Source organism: Caballeronia choica (genome assembly GCF_001544535.1).
GTDB lineage: Bacteria > Pseudomonadota > Gammaproteobacteria > Burkholderiales > Burkholderiaceae > Caballeronia > Caballeronia choica.
In genome coordinates, this window is the sequence record NZ_FCON02000176.1 from 1 (window position 1) to 14,450 (window position 14,450).

Consider the following 14,450-nt stretch of genomic DNA (forward strand, 5'->3'; position numbering starts at 1 on the left):
GTCGTGGACGCATCCGATGCGTTGCGAGCGAATCATTCACGCGCTGACCTGCAACCGCCGCGACACGATCGCCGCCGACGTCGCCACTTGGGCCGGCCTGCGCGACACTGCGCCGGTCGGCGCGGCGAGCGGCCTGCGCCAGCTATGGGCCGCCGCCCGCTTTCGCGCGCCGGACGAGCCGCCGCGCTGCCCGGCGCTGCTGCTTTCGTCAGCGGCCGACGGGCTCGTCGATCCGGTCTGTTCGCTGCGGATCGCCTCGCGCTGGGGCGCGGCGCACGCGGTGCATCCGTGGGCCGGCCACGATCTGCCGCACGACGATCCCGCGTGGACCTGCCGGACAATCGTCGCGTGGCTTCGCCAAATCGACGCCACGAGATGCAGTGCGGCAACGTATCGCAACACGCCGTAAAGCCTGCTGCGACAAGCCGTCGCGGAAACGACCGTACGATTCGTGCCACATTTGATGTTGCATCGCAACATCATGCCGCGTATGCTGTGCTGGCTAGGTAGGAACGCGTGGCCTTGCATCGACGCGCAATCAATCGGCGCCAGACGAGACGGATTCTCCGTCCAGCCGATGTTATGAGGGCGTGCCACGCAGCAACCTGCCGCAAGGAGTCGAGCCATGGACGCTAACAAGCCGTCTGACCCTACGCTGCACGTCTTCCAGCAGGACGGCGCGTGGCATTGGGGCATTACCATCGATAGGCCAACCGGATTCGGGATGAAGGTCGTCGCGTACAGCGACGAAGGCTTCACCTCCGAGGAAGAAGCACGCGACGACGGCGAGCGCGTCCTTCGCGCGGGTGAATGGAAGATGCAGGCCCCGCGCCACGCGGAACCCAGCCGCGTCTGATTTCTCCGTTCGCGGATGCCGTGCGAACGGTCATCTGACGAATCATCGAAGTATTTCTGGCCATTTGCCGCTCGATTTCCTGCTCGATCGACGCGCCGCCGTCCAACTTTCCCCACTTTCTTGCCGCATCGCCGCTTTTCGCGCGACACTCGATCATCGTCACATGATGCGTTCGGGTGCGAGCATGAACACCGACAACGAATCTGCCGAAGGTCTCTATGCCATTCGCCGCATGGCGTCCGGCGAGGTCGAGCTGGCGCTCGAATGGGCCGCCGTCGAAGGGTGGAATCCCGGCCTGCACGACGCGCAATGCTTCTTCGCCGCCGACCCGCGCGGCTTCTTCATCGGCGAATTGAATGGCGCGCCTGTCGCGTGCCTGTCGGCGGTCGCTTATGGCGACGCCCTCGGCTTCATCGGCCTTTACATCGTCGCGCCCGCCTTTCGCGGACGCGGCTTCGGCATGCGCTTGTGGCAAGCCGGCATGGGCTATCTCGGCGAGCGCAATATCGGGCTCGATGGTGTGCTCGCCCAGCAGGCGAACTATCGCCGCTCGGGGTTTCGGCTGGCGTATCGGAACATCCGGTTTCAGGGAATCGGGCGGGAACGGGCTGGGGCGTCGGCGGGGATCGTCGCGGCATCGGAGGTACCGTTTCAACGGATCGTCGACTACGACGGCCTGGTGTTTTCCGCAGCGCGTCCCGGGTTTCTGCGCCTTTGGCTCGATCAGCCCGGCGGCATCGCGCTGGTCGCGCCCGACACCGCCGGCCGCGTGCGTGGCTATGGCGTGCTGCGCGCCTGCCAGAGCGGCCACAAAATAGGCCCGCTCTTCGCCGACGACGAGCAAATCGCCGACGATCTCTTCACTTCGCTCATCGCGGCCGTCCCCGGCGAGACCGTATTCCTCGACGTGCCCGAAGCCAATCCGGCCGCGGTTGCGCTGGCGCGGCGCCACGGGATGTCGAGCGTCTTCGAAACCGCCCGCATGTACACGAAGACGCCGCCCGACGTGCCTTTGGCGCGCGTGTTCGGCGTGACTACGTTCGAACTGGGATGAAGACGCCGGCGGGATCGGCGTCCTGAAAGCGATTACACCCGCATCACGCCTTCGCCGGCGTATCGGCGGGCGGCGTGCCGTCGTGGAAGAAAGTCTTCAACTGCGAGCGCAGTTCCGGCGAATCCGCGTGCCCATGCACCGAGACCGCGTGCTGCACGGCCGCTTCGAGCAATTCGTCGTCGGAATCCGCGGATAGCGCGACCGAGCAGTTCTTGTCGCTCGGCACTTCGCGGCAATCGATGTACTTGCGCGTCATGATGTCCTCCTCATGTCAGATGAGTCATCGGCCAGCAGGCATCGCCGTGCGGGCCCGGGATACGCGGAACAAAGCCATGCGATGCCACGGTGCGTTTCTCGTCGAAACGCTGTTGAAAGTATAGGTGCCAGTGCGCAAGTTGCAGCCCGTATCGCTGCGATGCGCGTTTGCGCGAGGCCGTCCGCTCCGGTAACGTGTGGAAGTCTCCAGGCACTTCAGGACGGACCGCGATGAGCCACGACCACCATCACGATAACCAGGGCAGCGCACTGCCGGAGATGGACCTGCGCGTACGCGCGCTGGAATCGCTGCTGGTCGAGAAGGGTTACGTGGACCCGAACGCGCTCGACATTCTCATCGACACCTATGAGCACAAGGTCGGACCGCGCAACGGCGCGCGCGTCGTTGCGAAGGCGTGGTCCGATCCCGCTTACCGCCAGTGGCTGCTCGACGATGCCACGGCCGCGATTGGTTCGCTCGGCTTCACGGGCCGGCAGGGCGAGCACATGGTGGCGCTCGAAAACACGCCCGCAGTGCACAACATGGTCGTCTGCACGCTGTGTTCGTGCTATCCGTGGCCGGTGCTCGGACTGCCGCCCGCATGGTACAAGTCGGCGCCGTACCGCTCGCGGGCGGTCATCGATCCGCGCGGCGTGCTGCGCGAGTTCGGCGTCGACCTGCCGCCCGAGGTCGAGTTGCGCGTATGGGATTCCACGGCGGAGGTCCGCTATCTCGTGCTGCCGGTGCGGCCCGCGGGAACCGGACACATGGACGAGTCCGCGCTCGCGGACTTGGTCACGCGCGATTCGATGATCGGCACGGGCCTGCCGCGAATGCCGGCCGCAACGAACCGGGAGCCGACATGAACGGTGCGCACGATCTTGGCGGCATGCAGGCGTTCGGGCCGATCCGGCCGGAAGCCAGCGACCTGCCGCTGCACGACGACTGGGAGCGCCGCGTGCTTGCCCTGATGCTTGCGATGGGCGCGACCGGTAGCTGGAACATCGACACCTCGCGGGCCGCTCGCGAAAGCCTGCCGCCCGCGCACTACCTGGGGAGCAGCTACTTCGAGATCTGGTTCGAAGGGCTGAAAAAGCTGCTGGTCGCCAAGGGACTCGCGACCGTCGAGGAAATCGAGTCGGGCGAGATGAAGATCGCGGCAGCGCGCGTCCAGCGCGTATTGCTCGCGGACCAGGTGCAGGCCGCGCTGCTGCGAGGCAGTCCGGTCGATCGTCCGGCGCGCGCTGCCGCGCTCTTTCAGACCGGCGACGCGGTCCGCACGCGGCAAATGAATCCGTCGACGCATACGCGCCTGCCGCGTTACTGCCGGGGCAGGCGCGGCGTGATCGTCGCCACGCATGGCGTGCACGTGTTTCCCGATGCCAACGCGATCGGCCTCGGCGAAGAGCCGCAATGGCTCTACACCGTGCGCTTCGACGCGGCGGAACTGTGGGGAGCGGAGACATCGGCGGCATCGGTGTGCGTCGATTGCTGGGAGCCGTATCTCGAACCGCCAGCCGCTGGAACATGAGCTGGAACATGAGCTACGCCCAACCCGAACCCCGCCCGGCATGCTCCGCGACGATGCGGCCCCGGTCTTCACCGCGCCATGGCAGGCGCAGGCGTTCGCGATGACGCTCGCGCTGCACGAACGCGGCTTGTTCACCTGGACGGAGTGGGCGGACCATCTGAACCAGGCGATCGCGGATGCGCAATCCGCCGGCGACCCCGATCGCGGCGACACCTACTATGCGCACTGGCTCACGGCGCTGGAGCGGATCAGCACCGCGAAGGGACTGGTGACGAGCGCCATGCTCACGCGCCGCCGCGACGAGTGGGACGAAGCGGCGCGCGCCACGCCGCACGGCCACCCAATCGAACTTGGCCGGCACGCGGAGGACGAGTGAACAGCGACACGCTCGCCGCCTACCTGGCGACGCGGTATCGCGTGTTCACGGAGCCTGCGATCGACCTGCGCATCGGCGAACGAAGCGATGCGATGGTCGCGTTGCTCGCGCGGCATGATGTCGAATCGGCGGTGTTCGTGACGGCGTTCAACCCGTTCAGCCGCCCCGCGAGCGACGCCGGGAACGCAGCGCGCCAACGGGCGCTGGCCGCGCGTCTCGCGCACCTCGGACTCACGACGATCGCGGGCGCCGGCGTCGATCCCACAGGGTGCTGGCCCGCCGAGGAAAGCCTGCTCGCGCTTGGCGCGAACCGGGCAGCCGCCGATTCCCTGATGGTGGAATTCGAGCAGAACGCGGTCGTGTTCGTCGATCGCGACGGTTGCGCGCAGTTGCTCATGCATCCGGCCCTGCGCAAACCGTTTAGGGCAGACGACGTGACGCAGGACCCGCCCTCCAGCTGACGCCCGAGGACAGCGGCATGGGCAAACGCGATCGGTGTATGCTCGTTTGAGCCCCGCGCGCCTACAAAAATTCGACATGATGACCAGACATACTACCGCCCCCGTTTCCGCCGACGCCGACGCCTCACAGCGTCCCCCGGCGTCCGGCACCGTCGATCCGCAGGACTCGCTGTACCGCACCCTCGTGCAGGAGGTCGAGGACTGCGCGATCTTCATGCTCGGCCTCGACGGGCGGGTGCGCACCTGGAACGCGGGCGCGCAGCGGATCAAGGGCTATGCGGCCGCCGACATCATCGGCCAGCATTTCTCGCGCTTCTACACGCCGGAGGCCCTTGCGCGCGGCTGGCCGGACTACGAACTGCGCCAGGCGCTCGCTACCGGCCGTTTCGAGGACGAAGGCTGGCGCGTGCGCAAGGACGGCACGCTTTTCTGGGCGAACGTCGTGATCAATCTGTTGCGCGATCCGGCCGGCAAGCCGATCGGCTTCGCGAAGCTCACCCGCGACCTGACGCTGCGCCGCCAGGAAGATGAGCGCCTGCGCCAGAGCGAGGAGCGGTTCCGCCTCCTGGTCGAGTCGGTCAAGGATTATGCGATCTTCATGCTCGACCCCGACGGCCGCGTCGCGAGCTGGAACAGCGGCGCGATCGAGATCAAGGGCTATCAGCCACACGAGATCATCGGCCAGCACTTCTCGGCGTTCTATCGCCCGGAAGACAACGCGTCCGGCAAGCCCGCGCGCGAACTCGAACTCGCGACCCGCTTCGGCCGCGTCGAGGACGAAGGCTGGCGCGTACGCAAGGACGGCTCGATGTTCTGGGCAAACGTCGTCATCACCGCCGTGCACGATTCGGGCGGCACGTTGCGCGGTTTCGCCAAGGTGACGCGCGACCTGAGCGAGCGCAAGCGCCTGGAAGAACTGGAGCGATCGAGCCAGCACGTGAGCGAATTTCTCGCCACGCTCGCGCATGAACTGCGCAATCCGCTCGCGCCGCTTCGCAACGCGGTCGGGGTGATGCAACTGGAGCCGACGCTCTCGCCGACGCTCTCGTCCTGCCGCGACATGATCGACCGCCAGACCGTACAGCTTTCGCGGCTCGTCGACGATCTGCTCGACATGGGCCGCATCACCACGGGCAAGATCGACCTGCGCGTCGGCCCCGTCAACATGTTCGAGGTCGTCGCGCAGAGCGTCGAGGCGGTGCGCCCGCTCGCCGACCAGCGTCAGCAGGTCATCGACATCCATCTGCCGCCGGAGCCGGTCATCGTCGAGGGTGATTTCGTGCGGCTCGTGCAAGTGCTGCAGAACCTGCTGAACAATGCGTCGAAGTTCTCGCCGGCGGGCGGGCGCATCGCGATCGAGGTCGTCGGCGAGGCGCGCGCCATCGTGCTGCGGGTGATCGATCAGGGGCGCGGCATTTCGGCGGGCGCGCTCGACAGCGTCTTCACGCTGTTCGCACAGGAAGACCGCCTGCTCGATCCGACGCACAACGGCCTCGGCATCGGACTGACGCTGTGCCGCTCGCTCGTCGAACTGCACGGCGGGGTGATAACGGCCGAGAGCGCGGGGCGCGGCAAGGGCTGCACGTTCTCCGTGCGGTTGCCGCGTGCGCGGCAGCGCGCGGGCAACGGCCACGCGTCAGGCGCGCGGCCGGCGGTGACGGTATCGGCCGGCACGCTGCGCGTCCTCGTGATCGACGACAACCGCGATTCCGCCGACAGCCTCGCGATGCTGATCGGCATGAAGGGCCACGAGGCGCGGGCCGCCTACGACGGCGCGAGCGGCCTTGCCATCGCGCGGGATTTCGTGCCGCATCTGGTGCTCATCGATCTGGCGATGCCGGATGTCGATGGCTTCGGCGTGCTGCACGGGTTGCGCGCGCAGCCGAGCCTCGATCGCACGATGACCGCGGCGATGACGGGCTTCGGGCAGAATCAGGACCGCGAGCGCTCGTTCTCCGAAGGCTTCGATGCGCATCTCGTCAAGCCGGTGGACATGGCGCTGCTCGATGACCTGCTCATCAGCGCGAAGCATCGGCGTATTTCTGGCGATGCGAAGCGGTCGCCGTCGTGACCTTGTCGACAGGTCATGCCCGTTCGGGCGTTCCGCCGTTACTCAGGCGGCCCCACGCGGCACAAATCCCGATGCGTCAGATACAGCCGCAGGTCGAATTCGATCTGGTGGTAGCCCGGCTGCATGAACTCGCAAAGCCGATAGAACGCCTTGTTGTGATCGCCTTCCTTCAAATGGGCGAGCTCGTGCACGACGATCATCTTCAGGAACTCGGGCGCCGTGTCCTTGAACAGCGACGCGATCCGGATCTCCTTCTTCGCCTTCAGCTTGCCGCCCTGCACGCGCGAAATGGCCGTGTGCAGACCCAGCGCGTGACGCAGCACATCGAGCTTGCTGTCGTAGACCACCTTGTCGATGGCGGGCGCGACGCGCAGGAATTCCTGCTTCAGTTCGCAGCAGTACAGGTACAGCGCCCGATCCGATTGCACCGCGTGGCGATGCGGATAGCGCGCTTCGAGGTAGGTGCCGAGGCGCCCCTCGGCGATCAGCCGGCGGACCTTGTCCTGCAGCGTCGCCGAATAGGCGCTCAGGTATTTCAAGTGTTGCATGACGGTCGGATTCGAAACGTGCGGAAAACGTGCGGATACCTCGATTGTAACGATAGCGGCCGATCGCGTAAGTTTGTGTATGAACCATGGGCACAAGTGCCGTTGTCATGCCAAGATGCGCGACCGATTTCATCGCTCCTGCGGCATCGACATCATGGCATCGAACAAGGCGCATCACGCGACCGGCTGGGCCGCCGGCGTCATCGCGGCGGCGCTCGTCAGCAAGACGGGCGGCGCGGGTCCGCATCAGTTATTCAGTGCGCTCAGTCTCGCGGCGGGCGTGCTCGGTGGCACCGCGCCCGACTGGCTGGAAGTCGCGTGGTGGTCGCGGGCCCGCCGGCTCTGGATCACGCATCGCACGCTCACGCACTGGGGCGTCGCGTGGATCGCGCTGCTGGTGGTCTCGTATCGCCTGCTCGGCGCGCATCCGTTTGCCGCGCTTTCGTTCGGCTTCGCATGCGGCGGCCTGATGCACCTGCTCGCCGACTGGCCCAATCCGCTCGGCGTGCCGTGGATTGCCGCGCGCCATTCGCTGAACTGGTGGACGAGCGGCCATTGTGATCTGCTGGTGGTCGGCGCTGCGTGGATCGGCGCGTTCTTCATGGTCGATCACGTCTGGTTCCATGGCGTCTTCGGTCTGCGGCTCTTTCACGCGGTATGGCCGTGAATGCCATGCGTGCACGGGCACGCCAGTACAATAGCCCGCTCGCTCCAATCGTACTCCTCGGGATTCAAAGGCCATGCAATCACTTTCCGCTGCGCGTTCTCTTCGGCTCTTCGTGCTCGCGCTGTTCGCATTGTTCGCACTCGGCGGTTGCGCGGGCCTGTTCAATCGCGAGGAGATGCGGGTGAACGTGGTCGGCATCGAGCCGCTCGAAGGGCAGGGACTGGAGATGCGCTTCGCCGTGAAGCTGCGGGTGCAGAACCCCAATGACGCGCCGATCGACTACGACGGCGTCTCGCTCGACCTCGACCTGAACGGCAAGCCGTTCGCTTCCGGCGTGAGCGACCAGAGAGGCAGCGTGCCGCGCTTCGGCGAAGCGGTGCTGAGCGTGCCCGTGACCGTCTCCGCGTTCACGGCGGCGCGTCAGGCGCTCGGCTTTGCCGGTGGCTCGAAGTTCGACAACATCCCTTACGCCTTGCGCGGCAGGCTCGCGGGCGGGCCGTTCGGCGGGACGCGCTTCACCGACAAGGGCACGCTGAACCTTCCTTCCGCCGGCGCTTTCGACGACGACTGAACCGCGCAGCGGCTCAAGCGTCGCTCGCCGGATCATAAGGCTCGACGCGCTCCTGTTCGTTCGAATCATTGCGCGCGACGATGGCCTTCGCGGGCTCGGTCGCGCTGAGATTGAATGGCTGGTGCGGCACGCCAGGCGGGATGAAGAGGAAGTCGCCCGCTTCGTTGATGACCGACTCGCGCAGTCCCGGTCCATAGCGCGTCTCGACGCGTCCTTCCAGCACATAGATGCCCGTCTCGTAACCACGATGCACGTGCGGTTCGGCATGTCCGCCGGGCGGCACGACGACGAGATGCATCGACAAGCCCTTCGCTCCCGCAGTCGCCTCGGAGATGCCCACGAAGTAGGGCAGGCGCTGGCGCGTGACAATCTCGTGATCGGGCCGCACGGTGACGAGTTTCGGCACTGCATCATTCTCTGCGATGTCCTGCATGTGCTCTCCTCAAGAAGCCGATGCCTGCGTGGACCGATTCTACGCCGCGGGTTGCGCGCACGGTAAGCAGCGCCTAATCTGTGGCAGGGTGCAGTGCGCGCCATAGCGGCGAGCCAGGAGGACACCATGCTGGTCAAGAACGAGGAGCGCGTTGAGCATCTGCTCAACGATGTCGTCGAATATGCACGCGGGCGTCTGCCTGAGCCCACGTTCACGGTGATCGAACCATTCCTGAGGGGCTACTACGAGCTCGTGGATGTCGAAGACATCCAGAGCCGCGATCCCGCCGATCTGTACGGCGCCGCCATGGCGCACTGGCAGACCGCGCAGAAGTTCGTGACGGGCCGCGAAGTGCTGCGCGTCTACAACCCGAACCTGGAGCAGCACGGCTGGCATTCGGATCACACCGTCGTCGAGATAGTCAATGACGACATGCCCTTTCTTGTCGATTCCGTGACAATGGAAGTCAACCGCCTCGGCCTCGCGCTGCATTCGGCGATTCATCCGGTGTTTCGCGTGTGGCGCGGCAAATCGGGTGCGATCGAGCGCATCGGCCTCGGTCACTCGGACGCGGGCCAGACGCAGGGCCAGACTCAGCCGGATGCGCAATCGGCGCTCGAATCCTTCATACATTTCGAAGTGGACCGCTGCGGCGAGGCGGCGAAGCTCGACGAGTTGCGCGTGAACATCGCGCGCGTGCTCGGCGACGTGCGCGCGGCCGTGATGGACTGGCCGAAGATCATCGACATCGCGCGCGCGACCATCGGCGAGCTGAAGGCGCAGGATTCAAGCCCGGATGGCAACGAAGCGCGTGCGTTCCTCGAATGGATGGTCGCGGATCACTTCACGTTCCTCGGCCATCGCGACTACGAACTCGTCACGCAGGACGGCGCGTTTGCCTTGCGCGGCGTGGCCGGTTCCGGCGCGGGCATCCTGCGCGAAACGCTGCGCCCGCCTACCGGCGACGACGTCACGCTGTTGCCGCCCGCGGCCGCATCGATCATCGAAGGCGCGACGCCGATCTTTCTCACGAAGGCCAACTCGCGTGCGACGGTGCATCGGCCGGGCTACCTGGATTACGTCGGCGTGAAGCGGGTCGGGCCGGATGGCAAGGTCACCGGCGAACGGCGCTTTCTCGGGCTTTATACATCGACCGCCTATCTCGTGCCGACCTCCGAGATTCCGATCGTGCGGCGCAAGTGCGCGAACATCGTGCGACGCGCGGGCTTCCTCGCGAAAGGGCACCTGCACAAGTCGCTGATCTCGGTGCTCGAACAGTATCCGCGCGACGAGCTTTTCCAGGCCGACGAAGACGTGCTCTTCGACATCGCGCTGGGCGTGCTGCGTTTGCAGGAACATCAGCGCACGCGCCTGTTCGTGCGGCGTGACCGCTTCGACCGCTTCGTGTCGTGCCTCGTGTTCGTGCCGCGCGACAAGTTCAACACCGACTTGCGCCGGCGCATCTCGAAGGTGCTGATGGAGGCGTTCAACGGCAAGAGCATCGAGTTCACGCCGCTCTTGTCAGAGTCGCCGCTCGCGCGCATTCACATCACCGTGCGCGCCGCGAGGGGAGCGATGCCCGAGGTCGACACGCGCGAACTCGAAACGCGTGTGGTGCAGGTCGCGCGCCGCTGGCAGGACGATCTCGCCGATGCACTGATCGACAGCCACGGCGAGGAAGCGGGCAACCGCCTGCTGCAACGCTATGCGGATTCGTTTCCCGCGGGTTATCGCGAGGACTATCCGGCGCGCACCGCCGTGCGCGACATCGAGTTGATCGAAGAGACCCAGGCAGCGGCGGGCGGTCTCGCGATGAGCCTCTATCGTCCGATCGAAGCGGGGCGGCGCGCGTTCCGCTTCAAGGTGTATCGCGTGGGCGAGCCGATCGCGCTGTCGCACAGCTTGCCGATGCTGGAGCATCTCGGCGTGCGCGTCGATGAGGAGCGGCCCTACCGGATCGAGCCGACCGGCGCGCCGCATGCGTGGATTCACGACTTCGGCCTCGAACTCGCGGACGATGTCGAGTTCGACATCGATCGCGTGAAGGCGCTGTTCGAGAACGCGTTCGCGAGCGTGTGGACGGGCGAAGTCGAAAACGACGACTTCAACCGTCTCGTTCTGCGCGCGCAGCTCGGCGCGCGCGATGTCACGATCATGCGCGCGTATGCGAAGTATTTGCGGCAGGTCGGATCGACCTTCAGCGATGCGTACATCGAACGCGCGCTCACCGGCAATCCGGCGATCGCGCGCAAGCTTCTCGAACTGTTCCTCGTGCGCTTCGATCCGGCAGAGGAAGATGGCGAGGTGCGGGACAAGCGCACCGAACGCGTGCTCGCGGAAATCGAAGCCGCGCTCGACAAGGTGCCGAATCTCGACGAAGACCGCATCCTGCGGCAGTTCCTCGGCGTGATCAACGCGACGGTGCGCACCAATCATTTCCACCGGGGCAGCGACGGAAAGCCGAGGCCGTACCTGTCGTTCAAGCTCGATCCGTCGAAAGTGCCGGGACTGCCCGAGCCGAAGCCGATGTTCGAGATCTGGGTCTACGCGCCACGGGTGGAAGGCGTGCATCTGCGCGGCGGACGCGTCGCACGCGGCGGGCTGCGCTGGTCGGACCGGCGCGAGGACTTCCGCACCGAAGTGCTCGGCCTGATGAAGGCGCAGATGGTGAAAAACACGGTGATCGTGCCGGTCGGATCGAAGGGCGGCTTCGTCGTGAAGAATCCGCCGCCCGCGAGCGATCGCGAGGCGTTCATGCAGGAAGGCATCGCGTGCTACCAGATGTTCCTGCGCGGCCTGCTGGATGTCACCGACAACCGCGTGGCAGGCGGCATCGCACCGCCGCCGGATGTGGTGCGGCACGACCCCGACGATCCGTATCTCGTCGTCGCCGCCGACAAGGGCACGGCCACCTTCTCCGACTACGCCAACGCGATCGCGCAAGAATACGGCTTCTGGCTCGACGACGCGTTCGCCTCCGGCGGCTCGGTCGGCTACGACCACAAGAAGATGGGCATCACCGCGCGGGGCGCGTGGGAATCCGTCAAGCGGCACTTCCGCGAGACGGGCGTCGACACGCAGACGACCGACTTCACCGTGGTTGGCATCGGCGACATGTCGGGCGACGTGTTCGGCAACGGCATGCTGCTGTCGCGCCATATCCGGCTGATCGCCGCGTTCGATCATCGGCACATCTTCCTCGACCCGCATCCCGATACTGAGGCGAGTTTCAGGGAACGCGAGCGGCTTTTCGCGCTGCCGCGTTCCAGTTGGGCCGACTACGACGCGTCGCTGATCTCGGCGGGCGGCGGCGTGTTCCCGCGCACGGCCAAGACGATCGCGATATCGGCCGAGGTGCAGGCGGCGCTCGACATCACGGCGGCCACGCTCGCACCGAACGAACTGATCCGCGCGATCCTGCTCGCCGATGTGGACCTGCTCTATAACGGCGGCGTCGGCACGTATGTGAAATCGGCGCTCGAGACACACGCGCAGGTGGGCGACCGGACCAACGACGGCGTGCGCGTGAACGGCGTGGAACTGCGCTGCAAGGTGGTGGCCGAGGGCGGCAATCTCGGTCTCACGCAACTGGGCCGCATCGAGTTCGCGCAGCATGGCGGGCGCATCAATACCGATGCGATCGACAACTCGGCGGGCGTCGATTGTTCCGATCACGAGGTCAACATCAAGATCCTGCTGGGCCTCGTCGTGGCCGATGGCGAGATGACCGAGAAGCAGCGCAACAAGCTGCTCGCCGAGATGACCGACGAAGTCGGCCTGCTCGTGCTGAAGGACAATTACGCGCAGCCCCAGGCGCTCTCGATCGCCAAGCGCTATGTGGCCGAGATGCTCGATGCGGAAGCGCGCCTGATGCGCTGGCTCGAACGCGCGGGGCGCCTGAAGCGCAAGATCGAATTCCTGCCGACGGACGACGAGATCACCGAGCGGCAGGCGGCGAAGCACGGGCTCACGTCGCCGGAGCGGGCCGTGCTGCTCGCGTACAGCAAGATGTGGCTCTACGACGAACTGGTCGATTCCGACGTGCCCGAGGACCCGCTCGTCGCGGACATGCTGCTCGATTACTTCCCGCTGCCGCTGCAACGCCGCTACAGCGAACCGATGCAGCGCCATCCGCTGAAGCGGGAGATCCTCGCGACACACCTGACGAACGCGCTCGTGAATCGCGTCGGCTGCACGTTCGTGCACCGGCTGATGGAGGAGACCGACGCGTGTCCGAGCGACATCGTGCGTGCGGCGCTGATGGCCCGCAACGTCTTCAATCTCGACGACCTCTGGAAGCAGATCGACGCACTCGACAACCTCGTCGCCGATGAGGTGCAGGCGCGGATGTTCGTCGAAGTGGTGCGGCTGCTCGAAGGCTCCACGCTGTGGTTCCTGCGCCACCTGAAAGAGCGCACGAACGACGCACCGTCGCTGATCGCGCGCTGCCGCGAGGCGGCGCAGCGGCTCGCGCCGCAGTTGCCCGTGCTGTTGCCCGCCGCCGACTTGGAGACGTGGTACGCGCGGCGGCGCGAGCTGGAAGACGCGGGCGTCGAGAGCGGGCTGGCCGCGCGGGTCGCGAGTGGCGACATATCGACGGCGGTGCTCGACAGTGCCGAAGTCGCGGCGAATTGCGATCGTGCGCTCGAAGTCGTTGCGAGCGTGTACTTCGCGATCGGCACGCTGCTCAACTACGAATGGATCGCCGAACGCGCGATGTCGCTGCCCGCGGCGACTCACTGGGACCTGCTCGCGCGTGCCGGCGCGCTCGAAGAACTCGCACGGCTCAAGCGCGCGTTGACGGTCAGCGCGCTCGAACAGTCGCGCGGCATCGATTCAGCGGAGGGCATCGTCGAAAACTGGCGCAGCAAGCGGCAGGATGCGCTCGAACGCTATGCGCGGCTCGTGACGGAGTTGCGCGCAACGGGCGGCGCGAGTTTGTCGATGCTGCTCGTCGTGGTGCGCGAGATGGCCGTGTTGGAACGGGCCTGAACGTACCTGAGCGTCAGGGACGCGCTGCCTAGCGGCGCTTCTTCCTTCTTGCCGGTTTCGGCGGCGTGAGTGCGCTCGTCCAGAAATCGGCGATCTGCTTGTTGCCGCGACGCACGGCCGTCGCCGTTTCGCGTTTCGCGGCGGCGGTCGCGTGCCCTCGCACGGAACCCGCCACGGCGTTCGCCCCGCTCAGCCACATGCTCATGAACGGATTCTTCTTGGTCCAGGGATTCTTCATGACTTCGCTCGCTTGATATCTACGGATGTAAGAAAAGGGACAGGTTCGTTGCTTGCTACGAAGGATTCGAGTTGAGTCGTTGACGCACGGGTCGTGCCTGGGGGCCGGAGCCACTCCGGCGGGCGTGCGTCGTGGCTCGACGGAAGGTGTGGTACGCCGTTTGATGTTTTTGCGCTTCTATGGAACTTGTTTTGGTTTTGGTTTATTTGCTCTGCCCCTGTCCGGGGCGGGACTCACTTTCTTTGCTGCTGCAAAGAAAGTAAGCAAAGAAAGCAGCTTTCCAACGCCAATCCTTGCCATGCGCCGCCAGCCCGTTATGTCGGAGTGGTCCAACCGGGGGAGTGTCGTTAGCGGGGTTTCATCGTTGTTGGCATGTAGAAAAGGCGCGCACGTCGC

At 65.8% G+C, this 14,450-nt stretch carries 16 protein-coding genes; 12 read left to right on the forward strand and 4 right to left on the reverse strand.

The features are described 5' to 3' along the window. From AWB68_RS37940 to AWB68_RS37950, 3 genes are all read left to right on the forward strand, one after another. The coding region (locus AWB68_RS37940) for an alpha/beta fold hydrolase (protein WP_374729647.1) at positions 1–409 on the forward strand (409 nt) is incomplete at its 5' end. A 216-nt stretch (positions 410–625) separates the two neighbouring features. Then, positions 626–856, forward strand: coding sequence for a hypothetical protein (locus AWB68_RS37945; protein WP_087649355.1), 231 nt, complete (start codon positions 626–628; stop codon positions 854–856). Positions 857–1,040: 184 nt separating this feature from the next. After that, positions 1,041–1,910, forward strand: coding sequence for a GNAT family N-acetyltransferase (locus AWB68_RS37950; protein WP_235028727.1), 870 nt, complete (start codon positions 1,041–1,043; stop codon positions 1,908–1,910). Between the two features lie 43 nt (positions 1,911–1,953). Here the strand turns inward: AWB68_RS37950 and AWB68_RS37955 are convergent, their stop codons facing one another. Beyond that, complete coding sequence (locus AWB68_RS37955) at positions 1,954–2,166, reverse strand: DUF1059 domain-containing protein (protein WP_087649356.1); 213 nt, start codon at positions 2,164–2,166, stop codon at positions 1,954–1,956. A 230-nt stretch (positions 2,167–2,396) separates the two neighbouring features. Here AWB68_RS37955 and nthA point away from each other — a divergent pair, with 230 nt between their 5' ends. The 5 genes from nthA to AWB68_RS37980 all read left to right on the forward strand — a co-directional run bounded on the left by nthA (position 2,397) and on the right by AWB68_RS37980 (position 6,605). Next, entirely contained in the window at positions 2,397–3,032 is a 636-nt protein-coding gene (nthA, locus tag AWB68_RS37960; RefSeq protein ID WP_087649357.1) for a nitrile hydratase subunit alpha, read from the forward strand. After that, a complete protein-coding gene (gene nthB / locus AWB68_RS37965; protein ID WP_087649358.1) occupies positions 3,029–3,697 on the forward strand; it encodes a nitrile hydratase subunit beta in 669 nt (222 codons plus the stop codon). The genes nthA and nthB overlap by 4 nt, the downstream gene beginning before the upstream one ends. 40 nt (positions 3,698–3,737) lie before the next feature. Continuing rightward, positions 3,738–4,073, forward strand: coding sequence for a nitrile hydratase accessory protein (locus AWB68_RS37970; protein WP_087649359.1), 336 nt, complete (start codon positions 3,738–3,740; stop codon positions 4,071–4,073). Next, positions 4,070–4,534, forward strand: coding sequence for a DUF3293 domain-containing protein (locus AWB68_RS37975; RefSeq protein ID WP_235028728.1), 465 nt, complete (start codon positions 4,070–4,072; stop codon positions 4,532–4,534). Before AWB68_RS37970 ends, AWB68_RS37975 begins: the two co-directional genes overlap by 4 nt. Before the next feature lie 79 nt (positions 4,535–4,613). Continuing rightward, on the forward strand, positions 4,614–6,605 hold the full coding sequence (locus tag AWB68_RS37980; RefSeq protein ID WP_087649367.1) for a PAS domain-containing hybrid sensor histidine kinase/response regulator: 1,992 nt from the start codon (positions 4,614–4,616) through the stop codon (positions 6,603–6,605). A 38-nt stretch (positions 6,606–6,643) separates the two neighbouring features. Here AWB68_RS37980 and AWB68_RS37985 read toward each other — a convergent pair whose 3' ends face one another. Continuing rightward, positions 6,644–7,153, reverse strand: coding sequence for a M48 metallopeptidase family protein (locus AWB68_RS37985; RefSeq protein WP_087649360.1), 510 nt, complete (start codon positions 7,151–7,153; stop codon positions 6,644–6,646). Positions 7,154–7,307: 154 nt separating this feature from the next. Between AWB68_RS37985 and AWB68_RS37990 the strand changes: the two genes are divergently transcribed. Further along, positions 7,308–7,820 (forward strand): metal-dependent hydrolase, encoded by a 513-nt coding sequence (locus tag AWB68_RS37990; protein WP_087649368.1) that lies wholly within the window; start codon positions 7,308–7,310, stop codon positions 7,818–7,820. Positions 7,821–7,893: 73 nt separating this feature from the next. Next, entirely contained in the window at positions 7,894–8,391 is a 498-nt protein-coding gene (locus AWB68_RS37995; RefSeq protein ID WP_087649361.1) for an LEA/WHy family protein, read from the forward strand. A gap of 13 nt (positions 8,392–8,404) precedes the next feature. Here AWB68_RS37995 and AWB68_RS38000 read toward each other — a convergent pair whose 3' ends face one another. Then, the gene (locus tag AWB68_RS38000) at positions 8,405–8,824 is read right to left on the reverse strand and encodes a cupin domain-containing protein (RefSeq protein WP_087649362.1); all 420 of its coding nucleotides are present in this window, start codon (positions 8,822–8,824) and stop codon (positions 8,405–8,407) included. A 126-nt stretch (positions 8,825–8,950) separates the two neighbouring features. Here AWB68_RS38000 and AWB68_RS38005 point away from each other — a divergent pair, with 126 nt between their 5' ends. Next, positions 8,951–13,816 carry an NAD-glutamate dehydrogenase gene (locus AWB68_RS38005; RefSeq protein ID WP_087649363.1) on the forward strand — a complete coding sequence of 1,622 codons (4,866 nt, stop codon included), beginning with the start codon at positions 8,951–8,953 and terminating at the stop codon, positions 13,814–13,816. 28 nt (positions 13,817–13,844) lie between these two features. Here the strand turns inward: AWB68_RS38005 and AWB68_RS38010 are convergent, their stop codons facing one another. Next, positions 13,845–14,054, reverse strand: a complete 210-nt coding sequence (locus tag AWB68_RS38010) for a hypothetical protein (RefSeq protein WP_087649364.1) — start codon at positions 14,052–14,054, stop codon at positions 13,845–13,847. 163 nt (positions 14,055–14,217) lie between these two features. On the opposite strand from AWB68_RS38010, the gene AWB68_RS50075 reads away from it, so the two are divergent. After that, positions 14,218–14,450, forward strand: a 233-nt coding sequence (locus AWB68_RS50075; RefSeq protein WP_143282003.1) for a hypothetical protein, incomplete at its 3' end; no start/stop codon positions are given.

Bases quoted from the DNA above. Each gene is read 5' to 3' on its own strand.
- AWB68_RS37945 (WP_087649355.1), top strand. From the start codon at position 626: ATGGACGCTAACAAGCCGTCTGACCCTACGCTGCACGTCTTCCAGCAG.
- AWB68_RS37950 (WP_235028727.1), top strand. From the start codon at position 1,041: ATGAACACCGACAACGAATCTGCCGAAGGTCTCTATGCCATTCGCCGC.
- AWB68_RS37955 (WP_087649356.1), bottom strand. From the start codon at position 2,166: ATGACGCGCAAGTACATCGATTGCCGCGAAGTGCCGAGCGACAAGAAC.
- nthA (WP_087649357.1), top strand. From the start codon at position 2,397: ATGAGCCACGACCACCATCACGATAACCAGGGCAGCGCACTGCCGGAG.
- nthB (WP_087649358.1), top strand. From the start codon at position 3,029: ATGAACGGTGCGCACGATCTTGGCGGCATGCAGGCGTTCGGGCCGATC.
- AWB68_RS37970 (WP_087649359.1), top strand. From the start codon at position 3,738: ATGCTCCGCGACGATGCGGCCCCGGTCTTCACCGCGCCATGGCAGGCG.
- AWB68_RS37980 (WP_087649367.1), top strand. From the start codon at position 4,614: ATGACCAGACATACTACCGCCCCCGTTTCCGCCGACGCCGACGCCTCA.
- AWB68_RS37985 (WP_087649360.1), bottom strand. From the start codon at position 7,153: ATGCAACACTTGAAATACCTGAGCGCCTATTCGGCGACGCTGCAGGAC.
- AWB68_RS37990 (WP_087649368.1), top strand. From the start codon at position 7,308: ATGGCATCGAACAAGGCGCATCACGCGACCGGCTGGGCCGCCGGCGTC.
- AWB68_RS37995 (WP_087649361.1), top strand. From the start codon at position 7,894: ATGCAATCACTTTCCGCTGCGCGTTCTCTTCGGCTCTTCGTGCTCGCG.
- AWB68_RS38000 (WP_087649362.1), bottom strand. From the start codon at position 8,824: ATGCAGGACATCGCAGAGAATGATGCAGTGCCGAAACTCGTCACCGTG.
- AWB68_RS38005 (WP_087649363.1), top strand. From the start codon at position 8,951: ATGCTGGTCAAGAACGAGGAGCGCGTTGAGCATCTGCTCAACGATGTC.
- AWB68_RS38010 (WP_087649364.1), bottom strand. From the start codon at position 14,054: ATGAAGAATCCCTGGACCAAGAAGAATCCGTTCATGAGCATGTGGCTG.